The sequence below is a fragment of the Photorhabdus aballayi genome, assembly GCF_026153155.1.
GTDB classification, from domain to species: domain Bacteria; phylum Pseudomonadota; class Gammaproteobacteria; order Enterobacterales; family Enterobacteriaceae; genus Photorhabdus; species Photorhabdus luminescens.
This window is the reverse complement of the sequence record NZ_JAPFCD010000004.1, coordinates 144,000-166,579: the sequence shown is the minus strand read 5'-3', so window position 1 is coordinate 166,579 and position 22,580 is coordinate 144,000. Positions and strand designations below refer to the sequence as shown.

Genomic DNA, 22,580 nt, shown 5'->3' with positions numbered 1-22,580 from the left:
CCATGATGTCCTATTCCTGAGCAAGCATGGCTTTGAGTAATAAAATTCTGCGAAGTTCAATTTTTGTCATCATTTTATTGCAATCATAGCTTTGATCATATCTGATAGGCTAACATGATTTTTACCCATCTTCATTCATACATCATCAATTATGCAATCATTATTCTCTCAACATTACAGCGATGTACTTATTATTGGCAGTGGTGTCGCCGGCCTATCTCTGGCTTTACGGCTCGCCTCGCAGTATCAAGTCACGGTATTAAGTAAGAGTATTCTTAGCGAAGGCGCATCCTATTATGCTCAGGGTGGTATCGCCGCTGTATTTGATAAAACAGACAGTATTGCGTCCCATGTTGAAGATACTCTTATTGCCGGAGCAGGGCTTTGCGATAAAAGCGCTGTTGAGTTTATCACCAGCAATGCCCGTCATTGCGTGCAATGGTTGATTGATCAAGGTGTCATGTTTGATACAGAAACCAGCGAAGATGGAGAAAAACAATATCATCTGACCCGTGAAGGCGGTCACAGCCATCGCCGTATTCTGCATCATGCGGATACAACCGGCAAAGAAGTAGAAACCACACTGGTTGATAAAGCGATGTCTCATCCAAATATCACGGTGAGAGAGCGCTGCAACGCAGTGGATTTAATTACGTCAAATAAAGCCCGGTTAGATGGCGATAACCGAGTCGTCGGCGCTTATATCTGGAATCGTCAGCAAGAACAGGTGGAAACTTATCGTGCTAAGGTCGTGGTACTGGCAACAGGCGGGGCAGCTAAAGTCTATCAATATACGACAAATCCCGATATCTCATCCGGTGATGGCATTGCAATGGCATGGCGCGCGGGTTGCCGTATCGCTAATCTGGAATTTAACCAGTTTCATCCGACCTGTCTTTTCCATCCACAAGCACGCAATTTTCTGTTGACAGAAGCCCTGCGAGGTGAAGGCGCCTATCTGACACGACCAGACGGTAGCCGTTTTATGCTTGATTTCGATGAACGTGCTGAACTAGCCCCTCGCGATATCGTAGCACGAGCGATTGACCATGAAATGAAACGCCTCGGTGCCGACTGCATGTTTCTGGATATCAGCCATAAACCAGCGGATTTCATTATCCAGCACTTTCCGATGATTTATGAAAAATTGCTGACACTGGGCTTTGATCTAACGAAAGAGCCGATTCCCATCGTTCCTGCCGCGCATTACACTTGCGGTGGTATTGTCGTCGATCATCAGGGGCATACTGACCTCAACAACTTATATGCTATCGGTGAAGTCAGCTATACGGGTCTGCACGGCGCAAACCGTATGGCATCTAACTCTCTGCTGGAGTGTCTGGTGTATGGCTGGTCTGCTGCGGAAAATATCCAACAACAGATCGAAACAATAGAAGAAGTACCGCTACTCCCCTTCTGGGATGAGAGCCGGGTTGACAATTCAGATGAACAGGTCGTCATTCAGCACAACTGGCACGAATTACGTCTATTTATGTGGGATTACGTCGGTATTGTGCGCACAACCAAGCGCCTGGAACGAGCTCTGCGCCGTATTAATATGCTGCAACAAGAGATTCACGACTATTACTCCAATTTCAGGATTTCCAACAATCTGCTGGAATTACGCAATCTGGTGCAAGTCGCTGAATTAATCGTGCGTTGTGCGCTAGAACGGAAAGAGAGCCGAGGTCTGCATTTCACACTGGATTATCCCGATTTACTGCCAGAATCAAAACCAACGATTTTGACACCCTGATTTTTGCTGGCAAAACTTCTTCATGACCACGCTCCGGCGTGGTTCTCTTAATAACTTAGTAATAAAGATAGAAATCCGTCACCAATTGCTGAAATTCTTTCGTATATGCACCATCTGGCTGACGAATAGTCAATTCACTGATTAAGCCCGTTTTTTCCTGACGGGAAAATGCCAATAACATCCGATGCAACGGCTTGCCTTGCCTGTCACGGATATTGACCCGATGATGGGAAAACCACCCCAAATGACATGCCATTATTTCAAATGCCTCGCCAATGGCATATGGCAATACCACACAAAATAGACCATCAGGTGTAATCAACGTCTCGGCGTATTGTAATAACCGCTGGTGAGTCAGCGACCCCGTATAACGAGCCTGTTCCCTAGCCTCATTTCGACAAGCAACAGCCGGCTCAAAATAGGGTGGATTACTGACAATTAAGTCATAACATTGTGAATATTGTTCAGCGAAATCACCAATATCCTGCTGATAAACATCTATTTTTCTCTGCCACGGAGATTGCTCTGCATTATCTTGCGCCTGCAATGCGGCCTCTGTATCCAGTTCCACTGCGTCAATTCTGGTATTTTCATCGGTACGCTGTGCGAGCATCAACGCAATGAGTCCGCTGCCACAGCCAATATCTAAAATCGCTTTTTTATCACTCACTGGAGCCCATGCTCCCAATAAAACGCCATCAGTCCCGACTTTCATCGCACACCGATCATGACCAACAAAAAATTGCTTGAAAGTAAATCCATCCCGGCGTAAAGCTCGTTCCTGTTTCAAATTAATAACCTGCCTCTATTTTTAGCACAAAAAAATTTCGCCATAGGATAAGGGTTATTATGTTTCGGTAAAAGCTATACCCTATGGATTTCAAGGTGCATCGCGACGGCAAAGGAGCGAATCCCCGGGAGCATAGATAACTATGTGACCGGGGTGAGTGAGTGCAGCCAACAGAGAGGCAACTTGAAAGATAACGGGTATATCTACCTTAATTGACTGCTTTAATAGATGAACAATACGCCCAACCTGTTTATAATCGGCGGCCTAAACAGAGGTATATAATGACTGCAACAAACTTTTCTGAACTTGAGCTTGATGAACGCCTGCTTGACGCCCTGAATGATAAAGGTTACTCCCGCCCAACAGCAATTCAGGCTGCGGCTATTCCAGCAGCAATGGACGGGCGTGATGTACTAGGATCAGCGCCTACCGGTACCGGCAAAACCGCAGCTTACCTGCTGCCAGCTATGCAACACTTATTAGATTTTCCACGCAAAAAATCTGGGCCACCACGCATTCTGATCCTGACGCCTACCCGTGAACTGGCTATGCAAGTGGCAGATCAAGCAAAAGAATTCGCTGCGCATACCAATTTAGATATCGCTACCATTACTGGCGGCGTAGCCTATATGAATCACGCAGAAATTTTCAGTGAAAATCAAGATATTGTCGTCGCCACTACAGGCCGTCTGCTGCAATATATCAAGGAAGAAAACTTTGATTGCCGGGCAGTTGAAACACTAATCCTTGATGAAGCCGATCGTATGCTGGATATGGGTTTTGCCAACGATATTGAAACCATAGCGGGTGAAACCCGTTGGCGTAAGCAGACCATGCTGTTCTCTGCGACGTTGGAAGGGGAAGCCATTCGTGATTTTGCTGAACGCTTACTGGAAGATCCAATTGAGATTGATGCTGAACCATCACGCCGTGAACGCAAAAAAATCCAGCAATTTTACTACCGTGCAGATGATTTTGCACACAAAACAGCCCTGCTTTGCCATTTACTAAAACAACCCGATGTCACTAAATCCATTATTTTTGTTCGCAAACGTGAACGTGTACACGAACTTGTGGATGAATTGCATCAAGCCGGCATTAAAGCCCGGTTCCTTGAAGGGGAAATGGTACAAGCGAAGAGAACAGAAGCGGTTAAACGCCTGAATGATGGCAGTATCACTGTTCTGGTTGCAACAGATGTTGCTGCCCGTGGATTAGATATTGATGATATCAGCCATGTTTTTAATTTCGATTTACCGCGCACTGCCGATGTTTATCTACACCGTATTGGCCGAACAGCTCGTGCAGGTCGCAAAGGTACTGCAATTACCTTAGTGGAAGCGCATGATCATCCTTTATTAGGCAAAATCAGTCGCTATCTGAATGAGCCGCTGAAGTCGCGGATGGTTGATGAACTTCGCCCAACAACCAAAACACCAAGTGACAAAGCCCGCAATAAGCCTTCGAAAAAAGTATTGGCTAAACGCAAAGAGAAAAAGAAAGCGGAAGAATCAAAGAAAAAAGTCAAAATACGTCATCGAGATAGCAAAAATATCGGTAAACGCCGTAAACCTTCTGGTAATGGAAAACCAGAAACCCCAGCCAGTAGCGATGCGTAAATCTTTAAACGGGCCGATTGGCCCGTTAATTATAATATGCAGTTTCGCATAGTAAGATTATTCTGTGAGTAAATGTTTTTTTAATCCGACATTCCGCACCCAATTCAGGAATGTCGGGTGATATTTTTCAAAATCTACCAACTTTATGTTTTGATTATCGCCCTGTTAAAGTGATAATCAAAGTATAAGGTTAAAAAACAGACGCCTGGGGGATGATTGATGATTACTTTTACCGTTCTATTATATTCAAAAAATTGGAAAATATCTTCTTACAATCTCTCGTCCAATTTCTATTGATGCCGTTGCAGCTGGTGAAGGTGCATTGCAAACATGTAATGAACGATGACCAACTACAAAATGAAAATCATCTACCAATTTTCCATCAATTGTCAATGCTTGGGCACGAACTCCAGCTGCCCCCAAAGAGATGTCCTCTGATTGCAAATCAGGAATAAGCTGACGGGCATTTTCGGTAAAAAGTTGGAGCGAAAACGAACGTCGAATTTCTGCTATACCTTCACTGAAATAACGTGTAGCAATCTTCCAAAAACCTTTATAAGTGAGTATCTCCATCATGTCTTGCAGACAAAAATCAGTTTTGCAATATCCCTCTCGTTTAAAAGCTAATACCGCGTTCGGACCAACATCTCGTTTGCCATTGAACATTCGTGTGAAATGCACACCAAGGAATGGAAAATCAGGATTAGGAACAGGATATATCAGATGATTGACCAAATAATTTTTACTACTATCCAGAACGTAATACTCACCACGGAATGGTACAATTTTCATTCTTGTTTCATACCCCGCTAACCTAGCAATTCTATCGCTATGTAATCCAGCACAGTTCACAATCTGTTTGGCCTTATAACTCGCATGTAAAGTTTGTATTTCAACGTAGTCGGTATATTCATGAATTGAACACACCTGCTGTTGATAATAAATATTCCCATCTCTGTTTTGAATAATCTCAGCTAGTTTTTCCGCAATTTCTGGGTAATTCACAATTCCTGCATCCGGAACCAGAATAGCTTCCAACCCATTGACATAAGGCTCGCGTTTTTTTAAATCAGATCGTGATAATCGATTAATTTCAACCCCATTTTGTAATCCCCTCTGATAGATATTCTCGAGCAAAGGAAGTTCTTTTTGATGTGTTGCCACTATTACTTTACCGCAGCGGTCATAATATAATCCGTGTTCCTGACAAAAGTGATATATAGTTTGGTTTCCTTGTTTTGCTAAACGTGCTTTTAAACTTCCGGGAGAATAATAAATACCGGAGTGGACAACATTGCTATTATGTCCACTTTGATGGGCAGCTACTCTATTTTCTTTATCTAATATTAATAAATGTAATTGTGGATTATGTTCTTGCAAAGCATTTGCAACACCAAGACCAACCAATCCCGCTCCAATAATGATAACATCGTACATTTTTAATTTTTCCTTATTTATACCTAAATAATATATGGACGCCGACAAAAATTAAAGTTGGTGTCCATATATGTTATTTAAAACGATTCACGCCAAGATTAAATAAATATTTAAGTATACATAACCTTTCATTTTTTAAAGATATTAAACTCCACAAAACACTATTTAAATACACGAAAAAGGCATATAGTAATAATAGAATAAAAAAACACACTTCATGGAGTTTTCTATTTATTATAATTTTATGTAAATTCGTACGACTCTATTAAACCTTAATTAAATCGAATTGCTTTATCAACATTACTATCTTCTCAATATCGTTGTCAGAAAGATGGTGATGACAGGGAATAGTGAGAATTTCTTGCGCTAAACGTTCAGTAGTGGGAAGAGCTATTTGAGGCTGGCTACTCAGCCATGCTTGTTGTCGATGAATCGGTGTTGGATAATGGATAGCGGCTTCAATACCATATTTAGCTAGGTGCTGTTGCAATTTGTCTCGGTTTTTTGATTTTACCACATAATGATAATAAGCATTTCCCGGTTTTCCTGCCCCTAAATCTGTTCCAGTTTTTGTATTGAACAATTCTTTGTCATAAAAAGCTGAAATTTCCTTGCGACGTTGTAACCACTGGTTTAGATACTGAGTTTTGATATTTAATGCAGCTGCTTGTAAAGTATCAAGGCGTGAATTTATACCAAATAAAATAGATTCATTACGTGTCTGCAATCCATGATTGCGAGCAAACTTTGCATACTCAGCTATTTTCGAGTTAGTAGTGATGAGAATCCCACCATCACCAAAACCTCCGAGCGTTTTCAGTGGATGTAGCGAAAAAGCCGCAGCATCACCTAATGTACCGACTTGCTGGTCATTGATAGTAGTTCCAATGGCTTGAGCACAATCTTCGATAACATATACTCCCCTCATGTGGCACAGCGTGACAATCGGAGCAATATCTACGGGGCGTCCGCGCAAATAAACAGGTATAACAGCCTTTGTTCGTTCAGTAATCAGAGGGGCAATGGTGTCAACATTAATGAGCTCATCCTCTCCAATATCAGCCAGGATTGGTTTAGCGCCAACAGCAACTATTGCCCCCACTGTTGCTATAAACGTATTAGCACAAGTAATAACTTCATCACCCGAACCTATACCTAAAGCTTGCAATGCAAGTAACAAAGCATCTGTACCAGAATTGAGTGCGATGGCATGTGCTCCTCCACAACATTGTGACATCCATTTTTCTAATATTGAAACCTCTTCACCAAGCACAAAATCACCAGTTGTCAAAACATTTTGCCATTGCTTGAAAATTAGTCCGGACAAATCGATAGCCTGCTCTTGAATATTATTACATTTAATCATGTTATTGCCTTTTAAATTTTTCGAGTGACAGCAGCAAGTGCGATAGCAGTGATTCCAATAGCACTGACAATTGCAGCCAATGTTAGTGTTTCAGAATATCCCACCATTGCACCGATGATTCCTGCTCCAAGATAAATGAATGGGTGCGCACCACTGGTAACAAAAGTATCTACCGCTACAACTTTTCCAAGGTCTTTTTCCGGAGAGAGGGTTTGCATAGCAGTGGCCCAACCAGTAAGCCAGGATGCTTCAACAATCCCAACAAACATTGCCCCCAGAATGACCATCCAAGCACCCTCCCCCATACCCAATAAAAGCATTGCACTACAAAGAAATAAACCACAGATCACGGCAAGTCGTATTAGACGTTGGTGACCAGCAGTAAGTACTGTGATAACAGATCCAATACATGCACCAGCTCCCGAAGCTGCCAGACAAAACCCCCACATCGTATCGCTGAATCGATCACTGATTGCATATGGAGCGATGACTAAGAAAATAGGGAAACACAACACATTCAGGATCAATGTCGCGATAAATCCGAGTAACAATACAGAGTTACCAGTAATGACTGTGATACCGTTCAATACCTCACGTATAGAGAATTTATCATCGGAACAACGAATCCCTATATCGGGTATCAGGGCAGTAAAAAGAGCTGCTGCGAAAAACGTAATACCATCAACCAGTATTCCCCATGCTGGTTCCCACAATATGATCATAACTCCTACTGTGGCAGGAAAGACTACTGCCACAAAGTTATCTATAAAATTCATGGCTCCATTTCCTGCCACTAAGGCTTGCTTAGGTAGCAAGTTTACAAGCAGAACTTGAGCGCATGGGCGAGAAACACCGATGCCAATACCAAATATTAAATAGGCAAGTACTAATCCCCACCACGGAGCGTTTAACACAAGTAACATAGTTGCAGCAACTTGCGCCAATCCTCTGGCAGTATCTGTCGCAATGAGAATGTGTTTTGGTGACTTTCTGTCTGCTAGCAGACCTCCAGCGACAGCCCCAATGACCGTCCCTAATCCTACCGCAGCCATGACGACACCAAAAACCTCCCCACTAAGTTTGGCATGAATCAACGCAACAGGAAGGGCAGCTAAACAGACTGCATCACCAATCATTGACAAGCCTTGACCAATAAGCAATTTCCGAAATGATGAGGAGCGTAATGCCTCGGAATAAGGCGATGCTCGTTCAGCGAATGAAGTCATTTGTTTCTCCACAAATATAGATACGTCCATCTGGACAACATTCGGTAGTGAGCTTCTTCCCTCCACAGTGGATGTCAATGATACCGTCTGCAAGTACACTGACCATAAGTCGTTGCCCACAAAAATAAAGCATGAACCGATAGGAATCCCAATCGGATGGTAACCGAGGGCGAAAATAAAGTCTTTTCTCTGCAACACGTAGCCCGGCTAAACCTTCAACAAGCCCTTGCCATGCACCCGCGTAAGCTGAAAGATGTAATCCATTGCTGTAATTTAATATAGGAGTGAAATCCAGATTATATCGACTTGCACGTGATATAAAATCGGCACAGACATCTATCTTACCTATATCCGCAGCAAGCACGGCATAAGGGCCATAACTAAGTGATGATTCATGAACAGTACGGGGCTCATAGAAGTTGAATGCTACTCGCTTGACCTCATCAGAGAAATCATCAGGGAATAAAGACATAAGCAGAGAAACATCAGCCTGTTTTATGATTTTGGATGTGAAATTTTGCAGTTTTTCGGCAGAATACCGTTCATGTTCATCTGTGAACTGCGGCCCATATTTTTTTTCGTTTCTTAACTCAGTATCTTGAAGCATTGCATACCCATCGAATTCCTCCGGAATTGAAACGCCATCAATAACCATCCAAGGAAGATAGACATTTTCACTAATTGTTTTCCAATTCTTGATCTCGTTTTTAGAAATCTCGGGGAAGCATTTGTAACTAATTAGCGAAAGTGCAAATTTTATGCACCATCTGAGAAGATAGTTTGTAAAAAAACTATTGTCGACATGATAATGATATTCATCAGGTCCCATTACAGAGTTAATGACATATGCCTGTTTTTTATCGGACCACTTAAATACAGATGCAGCAAATCTTGCACATTCTGCAACTATTTTATAACCACGAGTGTTCATATAAGCATCATCGTAGGTTACAGACCAGTATCTGTATAGGGAGTAACAGACATCTGCAGAAATGTGTAATACTTCATCGACACTCCACTCACGCACGATATCAGCATCAGGATAGGAAAGGACATAGTGAGGTCCGTTTTCAACACCATGATCATTAGAAGCCTCTGGAAAACGCGCCCCAAAAAATCCTGTGGATTTTGCAAATTCAATCGCTTTTTCCATACTATGGTATCGGTAGTCAATAAATGCTTTTGCTACACGTGGGTCATTCCAAATCCAAAATATACATTTATGAAGTTCAGTATCAAAAAAAGTCGCTCCTGAATGATAAGGGCTGGTCAACCCCCGAGCTGGTGAAATAAAACCTAACTCATGGTTATATGCACCAATACCATGCTGTAAAAGTTGGAAAAGTGCATATTTAATACCGAGTTCAATGGATTTATCGGACGCATTAATTGTCACATCATGCTCTTCCCATAATTTGTCCCACCTTGCTTGATGCTCATTCTGGGAGGAGATGAAGTTAAATGGCTCCGGGGATATCTCAAGTCCTACACTGCAATCCCCTGAACGTACCTTCCAATGTATAAATAGAGGGTGATGTTCATTCTGGGAAAAATCGAAGGTTACGGATGTTGCACAACTCTGTCCCAGACATGACCATGTGCTTGCGTATCTGGCAGAGAATAATTGAACATCATAGTGCAATTTTTGTTCTGTGGTTGTGACTATAGCGCTAAAACCATTTTTATTGGAATAACATTGAGTAATATCATAATGACGAGCGACTAGCCAAGGAGCCATACCGAGGTATTCATTACCCGCAGAAATATCAAGCCCGTAATCCAACCGTAATCTCCGTGGACCAATTTCAGTATTTAATTGACGTAATTCAATAACAGTTGAGACTTCAAGCTTATTGGGAACATCAATAAACTGCCTTATGATTAACTCGAATTCTCCTCCTCTTACGCACAAATATTCAGTGCTGGTAACAAATGCTGCATCGAGAGATAAAATAATTTTCGCGGCTCAGCCATTCTTGTGAATTGCTGGTTCACCAGTTTCGACATCATACAACCGGAGAATTTTTGGTGCTGGCAATGATACTATTTCACGTGAAACCCCAACACCTGATGTATATACCCTGTCCATAAGTAGCTGAACCCGCTGAGCTCGTTCAGATGCTTTTGGTACGTGCGGTCGCAGTCCCATAAAACTATTAGCTAATGTTGTCACACACGAAATAAATGCTGACGAATCAGGGCCGACTTCAGATATATTTTCTTCTTTTCTTCCATAAGTAATGGTCAGCATCAAAGACTCCTTGATACATTGAAAGACCAATCTGTGTATTTCATATTCAGCATATTATGGTAGCAAGGATCTATAAGAACATTTGTGCTGTTAATAAACCAACCCGATTGCCATTTCTCACATATTTCCAAAACAGCATCCCGAATTGTATAAACAAATTGAAAATCCAGTTCATTTTGTACTAAACGAGAGTCTAATCGGTAAGATCTTGTGTCATTAGAAGCTGTTGTGGCAATAGGTACATTGGTATTGAAATAACGATCAACAACATCTTTAACCTGCAATGCTATATCGCTCACAGTATGGTTTTCATAACCGACGTTAATGGCACGCCCGCTGACTGAACCAAGAGAATTACGTTGAACAAGTGTTACATACAGGCGAGTTAAATCGCAAATATGGACATTAGGCCGGTATTGATTCCCGCCAAAAACGGTAATTTTTCCTTGTGAAAGTGCACTAGCAGTCAGAATATTTACGGTCAAATCTAAACGTTGTCTGGGAGACCAACCGCAAACTGTTGCTGCCCTCACTGCAACGGTTTCAAAATTTGGGCTCGTTAGACCGAAAAGAACCTCCTCACCTACCGATTTATATCGGTTATAGTCCGTGATAGGAACACAAGGCTGACTTTCGTCGACGATAGGTTGATCATTTATACCGTAAACACTCGCTGATGATGCGTAGATAAAACGCCGACACCCCAGATTCTTGGCACTTGTCATGAGATGAGGAAGACAAGCGATATTTATAGATCGACTGACTTCCGGATCTGAGTTAAAACTAGGGTCATTTGCTACTGCAGCAAGGTGTACTACTGTTGTTACTCCCCGTAATGAATCTTCAACAATAGTTTTATCACGAATATCCCCCTTAACGAATTCCAGATGGGGATGTTCAAGAAATAAATTAAGTCCGTTAGGAAAGAATTGGGCATCCAATACTCTAACTTTATAGCCTGTTGCCAATAACTTAGGTACCAGTCGCGAACCTATATATCCTGCTCCACCAGTTACAAGAATTGTTTTATCTCCAGTTTGCATATCATTTCCTTATATTGTTTCGACAATCGGAATAGCGATGTCATTGAGGGATGGAATAATAAAAGCGCGTTGATCTGTAGCCATGGGCAGGAGTTCATTACGATGTATCTGATAAGCTCGAATTCCAAGATTACAGGCTACGTCAATAGAATGTGGAGAATCATCAATAAGCGTGATCTCTTTTGGGATACGTCCTTCAATGAGAGATAAAAACAACTCCTCTCGAGTCTGATCTTGTTTTTGCCTTACTATGCTTTGTTGATTGAGTGTTATGCTTTCCTTACGTAGCATATCGTCGAATAGGGAAGATGCATTTTGTGAGGCCGTATAAAACTTAACCTCTTGAGACGACGATTCTACCCGCTTTAAAAGTCGTACTGCGTCATCGAAAAGTCGGGCATATACAGAAAGCCTAAGAAATTCAGCCTGCTTGATTTCCGCAAGCATACTTATGTCGCCATTGTTTAATCTATCAAGACCCGAAAGCAATCCAGCCTTTTTTTAATCCAAAAGGCGGGAAGCACCTTCTAATCGAGGTCGTCCTGCGATATTGGCAAGATATTCTTCATGAGTAAGCTCCGTTAGCCCGAACTGATGAGCAACGTTACGCCAAGCTTCGTAGTGCGGAGTATCAATGAGTGTCCCGTCGAGATCAATCAATAGAAGTGTTTGCATTTTTGCTCCACTATTTGTAAGAGTTTTACATACTCTTGCTCATAATTATGTTTGCGATCCGAGAAGTTGAATCCATTACCCTTCCATCAGTGAAAGCCATACGCCCTCCATGGCTTTCAACAAATATTCGTTCTGCATTCAGTCTTAAATCTTTACTAGTACCGTAATCCGCACCTTTAAAAAACACATGAGGACGAAGAGCGGAGAGGATATGTTCGGCAGTAGGTGAATCGCTCACTATTACATGATGGCAATAGCGAATCGACGCCATAAATTTGGCACGATGATAATCGGAAAAAATGGGACGCTCAGAACCTTTGTTGACATACTTATCAGCGGTAATTGACACAAAAAGACGATCAACCAGTAAATTGGCTTGCCGTAAATGGTGTATGTGACCAATATGGACGATATCAAAACATCCGTGACATAATCCAATTGTCAGGCCATCTTTTCGGTAGCTCTCAGCAAGAGCTTTTAACTCGGTGACGCTGTTCAAAACAGTCATGTCAATGCCTCCTATGAAATAAGATATTTTGCCATTATGTTTAGGTGTTCAGATTTCCCCCAATAATCTGGTATTTGCCCGACTATTTGGAATCCATTACGAAGATGAAAGAGATATGCAGCACGCTCTTTGTCAATGTTACCAATATCTAGACACAGATATTTTTTCCTGAGACTTAATGCGAATGCCTCAATTTCGCTATAGAGCAACGAAGCAACACCGTATCGACGATAACTTTGATCAACAACCAACCAGTCAGCCCAAAGAACATACTTTGATGGTATTGCTCCCAAACTACACCCCATTGTCCCGATAACCTCCTCACCTTCAGTTGCAACAAACCGAATCTCCTCTTGATGTGGGTTTTCCAATTCACGTATGAATTGAATACTCGCAGATTGGGTTAGATCATCCTCTGAACCAATTTGTGCTATGAGTTTAAGAACCGCTTCCATATCAGAGATATTAAAACGTCGAATAAGAATTGCGCGCACGCTTTTAATTGTCATGGTATTCCAGCCTAGTCAGAGCAGAATCCAACCTATCACATGCGCTATCGATCATTTCGGTAGTATGCAAAGCAGATAACGTCACGGGTTCTGGGCAATATGTTAGAGGTAATAGAAATCCGTATAACTTATATTCTGTTGACAACAAGCGGAATAATTTATGTGCGAATTTCACAGGGTAGGTATTTTCTATATCTTTCATTGTTTTTGGACGCACTGAAGACCCAATATGAACCCCAACTCTTCCGCCATAGCCATCAATATGACAGGGAATATTGTGTTGCTTAAAAATTTCTCTCATATTTTTTATGAGCTGGCTTTCTAAATTTGCAACATGTTGATAGAGAATGCCATCTTCTAAGTGCTCGAGAACTGCCAAAGCAGCAGAAACCGACAGATATCTTCCCGTATTTGTGCCACTTATCTGTACAGGCCCACGCGGAGCGATCATGTCCATATATTCAGCTTTACCAGCGATTCCAGCTATCGGCATTCCAGCACCAAATGCCTTACCATAAGTCGCTATATCCGGAATGACACCATAGTCTTTTTGAGCACCACCAATATTTGCCCTAAATCCTGTTAACACCTCGTCAAATATAAGTAACGCTTTATGTTTTGTCGCAAGTGCACGCAAGTTTTGCAGAAATCCCTCATCTGGTTTGATACAACCGATATTCAGAGCCACCGGTTCTAGAATGATGCCAGCCACATCACCAGAATATGTTTCAAATGCTTTCTGCACTGCATTTAGGTCATTCCATGGCAATGGCACAGTTAATTGACCTAATTCGGCAGGAATACCAGTAGTACCTTCAAGACGTTCTAGCTCACCATTTGCAAAAACAACGCCACTTCGTGGAGAGGAATCTATATTCCATGTAAGAGTGTCATTTAAGCCATGAAAGTGGCCTTCAAATTTAAAAATAATGCGTTTACCTGTTGCGGCTCGAGCTATTCGAGTTGCATACATAGTGGCTTCTAGCCCTGAATTTACAAGACGTAATTTTTCTGCGCACGGTACCACAGTGCAGAAGCGTTCACTCAACCACTGATGTTTTTCAGTTTCATATTGTTGAAGAAAACCACGTGATAGTGCATGAGTAATAGCCTTTCGTATAACAGAGCTATCATGACCAAGAAAACATGAACCCCATCCCATGATATAATCATCGCACCATTCACCCGATAATAGCTGTATCCTAGGACCAGAAGCATTACGAATTTGTATTGGTCCGATAACAGACAAATGGTTCCAACCAGCCAATACGTTACCTACACGTGTTTCGTTAATTTTTATCATCATAATTCCTCATAAATACTCCTGAATAAACTATTCAAAATAGATATCTCATGTAATTAAGTAAGGCTTCATAATTATGAAGCTCCTCTTCCCAACGCTAATTGAAGTAAATTAATTAGCTATTATTTCAGTATGCTATTTAATAATTATAATTTACTACTTGGTTCACTACTTTAATTCCAACTTTTATTCACTTATGGATGAATATAGTTTCTTTAAAAAACAGCAAGTATTAATATAATAACCTCAAAGGAATAAATAAATTTTCATAATTATGCTCCATCTCCAACCAGCCCTTGTGTACTAAGACATACAGTCTTTTCATCCAAGCAGTCCGTAGAATCAGTGAAATAAGCTACAGAACCAACATTGCTTAAAAAGAAAACAAAAGACATAGGTGTATCGGTATTATGGAAAGCTATTTATGTCACCAGGTTCACTCGTACCTCTTTCCAGTTTTAGAGTTTCTTTCAGATTATTGTTAAATTTCAGATCAGATTTGTCCATAATGAATTCCTTAAATTTTAGTAAGTTTATTTTGGCAATCACGCCAATTTTTGATCATCTGTAATAAATGAGCAGTCTTAAAGAGGCCATAAACTCCGCTTCACAGCTAACAGTTATTTAGAGAAAAATTACTTTCAAAAAAACCATGCTACCGCCAATTTATATGCGTGAATACAATATAAATATAACACTTATCACAAGTTTATTTTTCTACCTTTAATTTAAATTAAAGTCAAACTCAAATAAATATGAACTGTTTTTTTGAGATAAAGATCAAAGATAATTTAAATAAGTGAATATTATTTAATGTTAATTACGAGTTCTATTATTTATTTTTCACAAAAACATGCTACATCAGTAAATTAATTTGATTTTTTCCCTATTAGTCATAAATAAAGAAACATTTTCTCGAAAAAATAAATAATTTAACATTCTACGCCAAACAACTTACGAGAACCTCTAAATACTTCCCTTGATCGCGAAATTGATTGAAATATAAACAATGTCATTCCTGACAAGGTAACCTCATCATGATGATTCACTCTTCTCAACAAAAATATCCTAGTGCAGGTAATTTACCTAAGTGCTATGCTTACTTATTGGAAACATTAAGCATGTTTGAATTACCAGCGAAGCTTCCTGACAGAAAATATCCGAGAGTAGTGAGGCGTAAACCGCAAAAATACTCGGTAAAAAGAGAGGCCAGTCAGCTTAACTGACTGGCATTAGGCCAAATAGCCCGTTTTTATCTTACTTCAAATAATACCGGTTGATTTGCTGAGCTTTCAGCCAATGATTGACTTTTTCATATTCTGCTTGCATCTCACGGCTCCGCACTTTTAGCGGTGTAAGATTGAGATACATCTGGAACGTTGATTGTTGCTTGTTTTGCAATTTAGGATCAGCGCCTGACTTCAACAATATCAGCACCAGTTCCGGCGAATTAATTTTGGCTGCAATATGTAACGGAGTATCCCCAATCCGATTAGCCTGATTAGGATTAGCGCTGGCAGCCAACAATAATTCAACTTGCATTTTTCTCCCTACCTGAACCGCAACATGTAAAGGTGTCGCTAAGGTTACAGGATGCATAATATTTACATCAGGCGCGACTGATAATAAAGATTTGAGATAATCAAAGTTGCCAATTTTCGCAGCCGTATGTAAAGCACTTTCTTGTTGCAAACCAGGTTGAGTAGGATCAGCGCCCTCTTTCAGCAAATTATTAACATCATCCATTCGCTGATTGAATATAGTCCATTGTAACGGAGTTATATTTTCTTCACTCCGCTGACAATCCAGTTCCGATTCAGGCTCAATTACTTCACCAATTTTCATCGCGCCTCTCTTTAATTATGCGGAAACACTCAGCTCAGGTTCATTAAGCATGACTAGAGATTCTTCTTGCGGTTCATCATTTAAAGATGACCACGGTTTGTATATCGTTAATAATTCCAGCATCTTTTTAAGAGAATGCGCTTTTAGTCCACGTATCAGATTATGAGGAAACCCTTGATCTGATTCTCCTGAATTATCATTATATTTCAGTAAGATTTTATGTCCTATCGGCTGAGATACGGGCAGTTTCTGTTGTAATACATCAAGCAAATCATGTTCCACAACATAATGACGTACTAATCCATTTTCAGCGATAGCCCTCCCCTCTTGAGGTGAAAGACCTAAATTTTTCATCATATTGTCAGAAACACCGGCTGAATTAAATATTACCGCAGGCTTTCCAACTGATAATGCGGCTGTTGCGGCTAATCCCCCTCCCAAAGAGTGCCCGGTAAATAATAAGTTTTCCCCAAATGCCATTCTGGCGGTACGAGCTAAATCAATGGCTTGATGATATTGAGCTTCATCAAATCCAAAACCTTGTCGTAAATTAGTTAATATATCCTTCAAATCATTAGTGCCCACAAAAGCAACTATATAGAGATCATCATTCCGATAAATACCCGCCTGAAAACCCGTTGTTTCATCTCTTAAATTTGCCGGTTCTATTCCTGCCTTTAATAATTCACCATCAGAAAGACGAACATAATCACCTATTCCCATCGTGGTGCGTATGTAGACATCATCAGAAATTAAGGTCAACATATAATCAATTTCATGAGATTGCTTACCACTAATTTGTTCAGACTTAATTCCTGTGATTGACTTTAAATTAATGTTAATATTCTGCTCATTAATTAATGATTGATAGACTCTATTATTTTGTTTAGTTGTTTCAGAGAGGGAAAAAACTTCTGTGGTCGCTTTTTCAATATTCTGGTCTGGAACAGAAGGCGGTGTAACAAGTTGAAGATTATTTAAAACGGGAAAACTTGAATCGACTGATAGATTCATTTCAATTGATAAACTCATAAAATTCCCCTAAAGATAGCTGAAAATAATCGACGATTTAATTAGTTCAATTAATCTATCGGCAGGGAATGCCACAAAGTTAAATAAATGTTTAAAATTTGTTAACACAATTAATCAACTGTGATTCCTCTCTCTGATAACACAGGAATTTCTACCTATTATTTATGCTAAAGAAAGAATCAAGGTGAATTGACCGTTTACAACACGTACCGCTTTGGCTTCATACGATTTCAAACGATCCAGCTTATTTTTAACCACAATCTGGCTTTTATGTATTGAGTACCAGTAATCATTTCTATCCCTAACTCTCACACAATAAACCAAATTATCAATGATTTATCTTAGTTATTGGGCCAAGCCAATATGTCCAATTCCCATATACCCATACAAATGAGGATACTCATTGATTCAGAACAGTTAATTTCATATAGTTACTATAAAACATATTGCTACCTTATGTTTTAAATAAATTTTTACAGCTAACCACAAAACAATTCTTTGGATAAACTTTCAAAAATACTTTACAACATTGAAATAGTTATCAAGAAGTTAGTTTTAGTGTGCATTAAAGGTTTTCCTCTGATTTTGTAATCGGTAAGCTAACATCCATTTGGTAACCATATAAAAAGGATTTGCTATGTCCGCACCTCTCACATGGCACGACGTAATCGGCAACGAGAAAAAACAACCTTATTTTCTCGACACACTAGCCTATGTCGCACAAGAACGTCAGGCAGGTAAAACCATTTATCCGCCACAACAGGATGTATTTAATGCATTCCGCTACACCGAACTGGCTGATATTAAGGTGGTAATACTTGGGCAAGACCCTTACCACGGCCCTAATCAGGCACACGGCCTCTCTTTTTCTGTGCAACCGGGTATTCCTGCACCACCTTCACTGGTTAATATGTACAAAGAACTGACATCCGATATACCTGACTTTCAGTATCCAAATCACGGTTGCCTAGTCAGTTGGGCTAAACAAGGGGTGTTATTACTCAATACTGTACTCACCGTAGAACGTGGTAATGCACACTCCCACGCGAATCTGGGGTGGGAAGCTTTCACTGATAAAGTCATTGCCGCTATCAATGAGCACCGTTCAGGCGTCGTTTTTCTGCTTTGGGGGTCCCATGCGCAGAAAAAGGGCTACTTTATTGATGCTAATAAACACCATGTTCTCAAAGCGCCTCATCCATCTCCACTATCTGCCCATAGAGGGTTCTTTGGCTGCAAACACTTTTCAACAGCCAATGCATTGCTAGAAAAACAAGGCATCCCACCAATTAACTGGACACCTGAGTTGCCACAGTAAAAAAATGCCGCCCCTGTTGGAGCGGCATTGATACTTATTACTGAACTAAAATTACTACTGAACTAAAATTACTTTGATACGGCTACCATTGCCGGGCGCAACAAACGACCATTTAAGGTATACCCTTTCTGCATGACCATCATCACATGATTCGGTTCATGCTGATCGGACTCCATCATGGTCATGGCCTGATGAATTTCAGGATTAAAAGGAATATTTGTGTCGCCAACAACTTCAATACCAAATTTCCCTACGGCCCCAAGGAAAGACTTCAACGTCAGCTCGATGCCTTCAACCATAGGTGCTATTTCGGTATTAGTACGATCTACTGCCTCCAAAGCGCGCTCAAGATTATCAATCACTGGTAACAGTTCATTGGCAAATCTTTCTAACGCAAACTTATGGGCTTTTTCCACATCTTGTTCAGTACGACGACGGATATTTTCAACTTCAGCCTTAGCACGCAAAATGGCATCACGTTCACGCTGTTGCGCCTGCTGGAGCTGTTCTTCCAGCTCTGCAACACGCGGATCAACAACGCTTTCAGTCTCTGATGCTTCTGCTTTATCCGCACTATTTTGCTGTTCAGATACAACTTCCATATCTTCCGAGACTTGCTCGTCAGGCATTTTTTGTTCTTTACTACTCATGAATATCTCCGCGTATTTGGCATTAATCTCGCTACTTAGCCTATTATGGGGATCTAAACTGGGGATTCAAGGGAACCCACCGTATTGTGAGGATAAAACCTCTTGCTAGCAGGAAATTACAACGATGAATAAAAAATTCAAATGCATAGGTATTGTTGGTCATCCTCGCCATCCAGAAGCACTTGCTACTCATGAGATGCTTTATCATTGGTTAAAATCCAAAGGTTACTCTGTCATTATTGATCGTCAAGTCGCCAAAGACATTGGTTTAAAAGATGCACAGACTGGAGGTCTGACCGAAATTGGTAAACAAGCTGATTTAGCTGTCGTCGTTGGTGGTGACGGCAATATGTTGGGTGCTGCCCGGGTCCTTTCCCGTTATGACATTAAAGTCATTGGCATAAACAGGGGCAATCTGGGTTTTCTGACCGACTTAGATCCTGATAATGCCCTACAGCAACTTTCTGAAGTATTAGATGGCGAATATCGAAACGAACACCGCTTCTTGCTAGAAGCCCAAGTCAGAAGAAACGGCCAAAAACCCCGTATTAGTACCGCGATCAACGAAGTCGTGCTCCATCCGGGGAAAGTGGCACATATGATTGAATTCGAAGTCTATATTGATGAACGTTTTGCCTTTTCCCAACGTTCTGACGGACTGATTATCGCAACACCAACGGGTTCCACAGCTTACTCACTTTCCGCAGGTGGGCCAATTCTGACACCAAATCTGGATGCTATCGTCCTAGTACCGATGTTCCCACATACATTGTCTTCCCGGCCATTAGTTATCAGTAGCGAAAGCAACATAAGGTTGAAATTTTCCCAAAATAGCAACGACTATGAAGTCAGTTGCGATAGCCAAATAGTTCTGCCTATACAGGATGGAGAAGATGTGATTATCAGCCGCAGTAAACAGAAGCTCAATCTCATTCACCCTAAAGACTATAATTACTTCAATACATTAAGTACAAAACTAAGCTGGTCTAAAAAAATGTTCTAAAAAAATTAGGCTTCACTACTTTACTGTATAAAAAACCAGTTTATACTGTATGAAGATACAGAGGTGTTTTTATACACAGGAGAAGTATGATGCTCACCCAGTTAACTATTAGCCATTTTGCCATTGTTCGTGAGCTTGAAATTGACTTCCAGCCAGGTATGACAGCCATCACGGGTGAAACCGGCGCGGGTAAATCCATCGCAATTGATGCATTAGGTTTATGTCTGGGTAATCGTGGCGAGGCCAATATGGTGCGTAGCGGGGCTTCTCGTGCTGATATTTGCGCCCGCTTTTCTCTTTCTGATACGCCTTCTGCTCGTCAATGGTTAGAAGCACACCAACTGGATGATAGTAATGAATGCTTACTACGCCGCACAATAACGTCAGATGGCCGCTCCAGAGGCTTTATCAATGGCACTGCCGTACCGATTTCCCAACTACGTGAACTAGGTACTCACCTTATTCAAATTCATGGTCAACACGCTCACCAATTACTATTGAATAACGGTCACCAAAAACGGCTGCTCGATACTTACGCTAATCAATTCAATCTACAACATGAAATGAAACAGGCATATCAGCAATGGCACCAAAGCTGTCAGGATCTGGCTCGATTCCAACAACAGGCGCTTGAACGTCAATCTCGTCAACAGTTACTGGAGTATCACTTAAAAGAGCTCAATGAGTTGGCGCCGCAACCAGGTGAATATCAGGAACAAGATAATGAATATAAACGGCTAGCAAACCGCGGTCAGTTGCTCTCTGTCAGCCAAACCGCACTCCAATTACTAAGTGATAACGATGAACAAAATATTATCAGCCTGCTGAATTATGCTAAACACGAGCTAGCAGAACTCATCACTATGGACGATAAATTCAATCAGTTACTCTCTATGCTGGAAGAAGCATCCATTCAGATTAATGAAGTCAGCGATGAACTCCGCCACTACGGCGATCAACTGGATATGGACCCAAACCGTCTCTTTGAACTGGAACAAAAAATTTCACAACAAATTAGAGTGGCCCGTAAACACCACGTTGCACCGGAAGAACTTCCTTCACTGCATCAACAATTACTGGAAGAACAACAATTGTTGGCGCAACAAGAAGACGACTGCACCCACCTTAGCGAGCAGGTTAATCAACACCATAAGCAGGCATTGGAAGTCGCAGAAAAATTGCATCTGGTTCGCCAGCAATATGCCAAAGAATTAAGCGAACTCATTACTCACAGTATGCATCAACTCGCCATGCCTCATGGTCGCTTTACCATTGATGTCTCTTTTGCACCTGAACATCTGAATGCCGACGGTTCAGATAAAGTTGAATTTAACGTCACCACTAACCCCGGTCAGCCACACCAATCTCTCGCAAAAGTCGCTTCAGGTGGTGAACTTTCCCGTATTGCGCTGGCAATTCAGGTTATAACGGCTAAGAAAATGGAAACTTCCGCCTTGATTTTCGATGAAGTGGATGTCGGTATCAGTGGCCCAACAGCCGCAATTGTCGGCCGTCTGTTACGTGAATTAGGCGAATCTACGCAGGTTATGTGCGTCACCCACTTGCCTCAAGTAGCCGGTTGTGGGCACCAACATTTTTATGTCAGTAAACAGACTGATGGTGAAGAAACTGAAACCCAAATGCAGTTGTTGGATAAAAAAGCCAGATTACAAGAGCTGGCGCGGCTTCTCGCAGGCAGTGAAGTGACAAAAAATACCCTGGCAAATGCCAAAGAGCTACTAGCAGCATAATTTGACACAACTTTTGCGTATATTTAGGGTCATAGCTACAGCTTGTAAAGGTTTTCAATCTCGTCAAGGTCTATTATTATCAACACCCTGACTCCTAAAGGAATGTAATTACCATGCGCTGTAAAATGTTGACTGCCGCTGCTGTATCATTTGTCATGCTGACTGCGGGTTGCTCTACGCTGGAACGGGCTGTTTATCGCCCTGACATTAATCAGGGGAACTACCTAACACCTGCTAGTGTATCAAAAATCCACAAGGGAATGACCCAGCAACAGGTAGCTTACACATTAGGAACACCAATGTTACAAGACCCGTTTGGGACTCAAACGTGGTTTTATGTATTTCGTCAACAGCCTGGGCACGAAAAAGTGACTCAGCAAACTCTGACACTGACATTTGACAGTAATGGTGTACTGACTGACATTAAAAACGAAAACTCACTTACCGAAGATCTCCAATAACCAAAGAGATATAAATAGACAGTCAGTCAAAAAAATA

Annotated in this window: 21 protein-coding genes; 6 read left to right on the top strand and 15 right to left on the bottom strand. The window is 41.1% G+C overall.

The features are described from left to right. Positions 1–151 precede the first annotated feature (151 nt). Positions 152–1,756 carry an L-aspartate oxidase gene (nadB, locus tag OO184_RS03895; protein ID WP_265378053.1) on the top strand — a complete coding sequence of 535 codons (1,605 nt, stop codon included), beginning with the start codon at positions 152–154 and terminating at the stop codon, positions 1,754–1,756. A gap of 55 nt (positions 1,757–1,811) precedes the next feature. On the opposite strand, the gene trmN is transcribed toward nadB, so the two are convergent. After that, the gene (trmN, locus tag OO184_RS03890) at positions 1,812–2,546 is read right to left on the bottom strand and encodes a tRNA(1)(Val) (adenine(37)-N(6))-methyltransferase TrmN (protein WP_265378052.1); all 735 of its coding nucleotides are present in this window, start codon (positions 2,544–2,546) and stop codon (positions 1,812–1,814) included. A 281-nt stretch (positions 2,547–2,827) separates the two neighbouring features. On the opposite strand from trmN, the gene srmB reads away from it, so the two are divergent. After that, positions 2,828–4,165, top strand: a complete 1,338-nt coding sequence (gene srmB, locus OO184_RS03885; protein WP_265378051.1) for an ATP-dependent RNA helicase SrmB — start codon at positions 2,828–2,830, stop codon at positions 4,163–4,165. A 246-nt stretch (positions 4,166–4,411) separates the two neighbouring features. Here the strand turns inward: srmB and lhgD are convergent, their stop codons facing one another. The 13 genes from lhgD to OO184_RS03820 all read right to left on the bottom strand — a co-directional run bounded on the left by lhgD (position 4,412) and on the right by OO184_RS03820 (position 17,360). Beyond that, the gene (gene lhgD / locus OO184_RS03880; protein ID WP_265378050.1) at positions 4,412–5,602 is read right to left on the bottom strand and encodes an L-2-hydroxyglutarate dehydrogenase; all 1,191 of its coding nucleotides are present in this window, start codon (positions 5,600–5,602) and stop codon (positions 4,412–4,414) included. A gap of 265 nt (positions 5,603–5,867) precedes the next feature. Then, positions 5,868–6,968 (bottom strand): DegT/DnrJ/EryC1/StrS family aminotransferase, encoded by a 1,101-nt coding sequence (locus tag OO184_RS03875; protein ID WP_265378049.1) that lies wholly within the window; start codon positions 6,966–6,968, stop codon positions 5,868–5,870. Positions 6,969–6,979: 11 nt separating this feature from the next. Continuing rightward, a complete protein-coding gene (locus OO184_RS03870) occupies positions 6,980–8,194 on the bottom strand; it encodes an MFS transporter (protein WP_265378048.1) in 1,215 nt (404 codons plus the stop codon). Continuing rightward, on the bottom strand, positions 8,178–9,977 hold the full coding sequence (locus tag OO184_RS03865; RefSeq protein WP_265378047.1) for a glycosyl hydrolase family 65 domain-containing protein: 1,800 nt from the start codon (positions 9,975–9,977) through the stop codon (positions 8,178–8,180). The genes OO184_RS03870 and OO184_RS03865 overlap by 17 nt, the downstream gene beginning before the upstream one ends. Positions 9,978–10,160: 183 nt before the next feature. Then, positions 10,161–10,445 (bottom strand): BTB/POZ domain-containing protein, encoded by a 285-nt coding sequence (locus OO184_RS03860; RefSeq protein ID WP_265378046.1) that lies wholly within the window; start codon positions 10,443–10,445, stop codon positions 10,161–10,163. Continuing rightward, positions 10,445–11,488 carry an NAD-dependent epimerase/dehydratase family protein gene (locus OO184_RS03855; protein WP_265378045.1) on the bottom strand — a complete coding sequence of 348 codons (1,044 nt, stop codon included), beginning with the start codon at positions 11,486–11,488 and terminating at the stop codon, positions 10,445–10,447. Before OO184_RS03855 ends, OO184_RS03860 begins: the two co-directional genes overlap by 1 nt. A gap of 9 nt (positions 11,489–11,497) precedes the next feature. Next, positions 11,498–11,935, bottom strand: coding sequence for an HAD family hydrolase (locus tag OO184_RS03850; protein ID WP_265378044.1), 438 nt, complete (start codon positions 11,933–11,935; stop codon positions 11,498–11,500). Positions 11,936–11,989: 54 nt separating this feature from the next. Then, positions 11,990–12,163: an HAD family hydrolase gene (locus OO184_RS03845; protein ID WP_265378043.1), complete on the bottom strand. Its 174-nt coding sequence runs from the start codon at positions 12,161–12,163 to the stop codon at positions 11,990–11,992. 25 nt (positions 12,164–12,188) lie between these two features. Continuing rightward, a complete protein-coding gene (locus OO184_RS03840) occupies positions 12,189–12,671 on the bottom strand; it encodes an adenylyltransferase/cytidyltransferase family protein (RefSeq protein WP_265378042.1) in 483 nt (160 codons plus the stop codon). A gap of 11 nt (positions 12,672–12,682) precedes the next feature. Continuing rightward, entirely contained in the window at positions 12,683–13,180 is a 498-nt protein-coding gene (locus OO184_RS03835; protein WP_132345503.1) for a GNAT family N-acetyltransferase, read from the bottom strand. Beyond that, positions 13,170–14,486 carry an aspartate aminotransferase family protein gene (locus OO184_RS03830; protein WP_265378041.1) on the bottom strand — a complete coding sequence of 439 codons (1,317 nt, stop codon included), beginning with the start codon at positions 14,484–14,486 and terminating at the stop codon, positions 13,170–13,172. The genes OO184_RS03835 and OO184_RS03830 overlap by 11 nt, the downstream gene beginning before the upstream one ends. Before the next feature lie 1,254 nt (positions 14,487–15,740). Continuing rightward, positions 15,741–16,328 (bottom strand): ankyrin repeat domain-containing protein, encoded by a 588-nt coding sequence (locus OO184_RS03825; RefSeq protein WP_265378040.1) that lies wholly within the window; start codon positions 16,326–16,328, stop codon positions 15,741–15,743. A gap of 15 nt (positions 16,329–16,343) precedes the next feature. Then, positions 16,344–17,360, bottom strand: coding sequence for a Tle-like phospholipase domain-containing protein (locus OO184_RS03820; protein ID WP_265378039.1), 1,017 nt, complete (start codon positions 17,358–17,360; stop codon positions 16,344–16,346). 637 nt (positions 17,361–17,997) lie between these two features. Between OO184_RS03820 and ung the strand changes: the two genes are divergently transcribed. Then, a complete protein-coding gene (ung, locus tag OO184_RS03815) occupies positions 17,998–18,678 on the top strand; it encodes a uracil-DNA glycosylase (protein WP_265378038.1) in 681 nt (226 codons plus the stop codon). Positions 18,679–18,746: 68 nt separating this feature from the next. Here ung and grpE read toward each other — a convergent pair whose 3' ends face one another. Next, positions 18,747–19,328 (bottom strand): nucleotide exchange factor GrpE, encoded by a 582-nt coding sequence (grpE, locus tag OO184_RS03810; protein ID WP_265378037.1) that lies wholly within the window; start codon positions 19,326–19,328, stop codon positions 18,747–18,749. A 124-nt stretch (positions 19,329–19,452) separates the two neighbouring features. Here grpE and nadK point away from each other — a divergent pair, with 124 nt between their 5' ends. From nadK to bamE, 3 genes are all read left to right on the top strand, one after another. Then, the gene (nadK, locus tag OO184_RS03805) at positions 19,453–20,331 is read left to right on the top strand and encodes an NAD(+) kinase (RefSeq protein ID WP_265378036.1); all 879 of its coding nucleotides are present in this window, start codon (positions 19,453–19,455) and stop codon (positions 20,329–20,331) included. A gap of 89 nt (positions 20,332–20,420) precedes the next feature. Next, positions 20,421–22,082 (top strand): DNA repair protein RecN, encoded by a 1,662-nt coding sequence (recN, locus tag OO184_RS03800; protein WP_265378089.1) that lies wholly within the window; start codon positions 20,421–20,423, stop codon positions 22,080–22,082. A gap of 113 nt (positions 22,083–22,195) precedes the next feature. Then, entirely contained in the window at positions 22,196–22,543 is a 348-nt protein-coding gene (gene bamE / locus OO184_RS03795) for an outer membrane protein assembly factor BamE (protein ID WP_049582207.1), read from the top strand. The last annotated feature ends 37 nt before the right edge of the window (positions 22,544–22,580 follow it).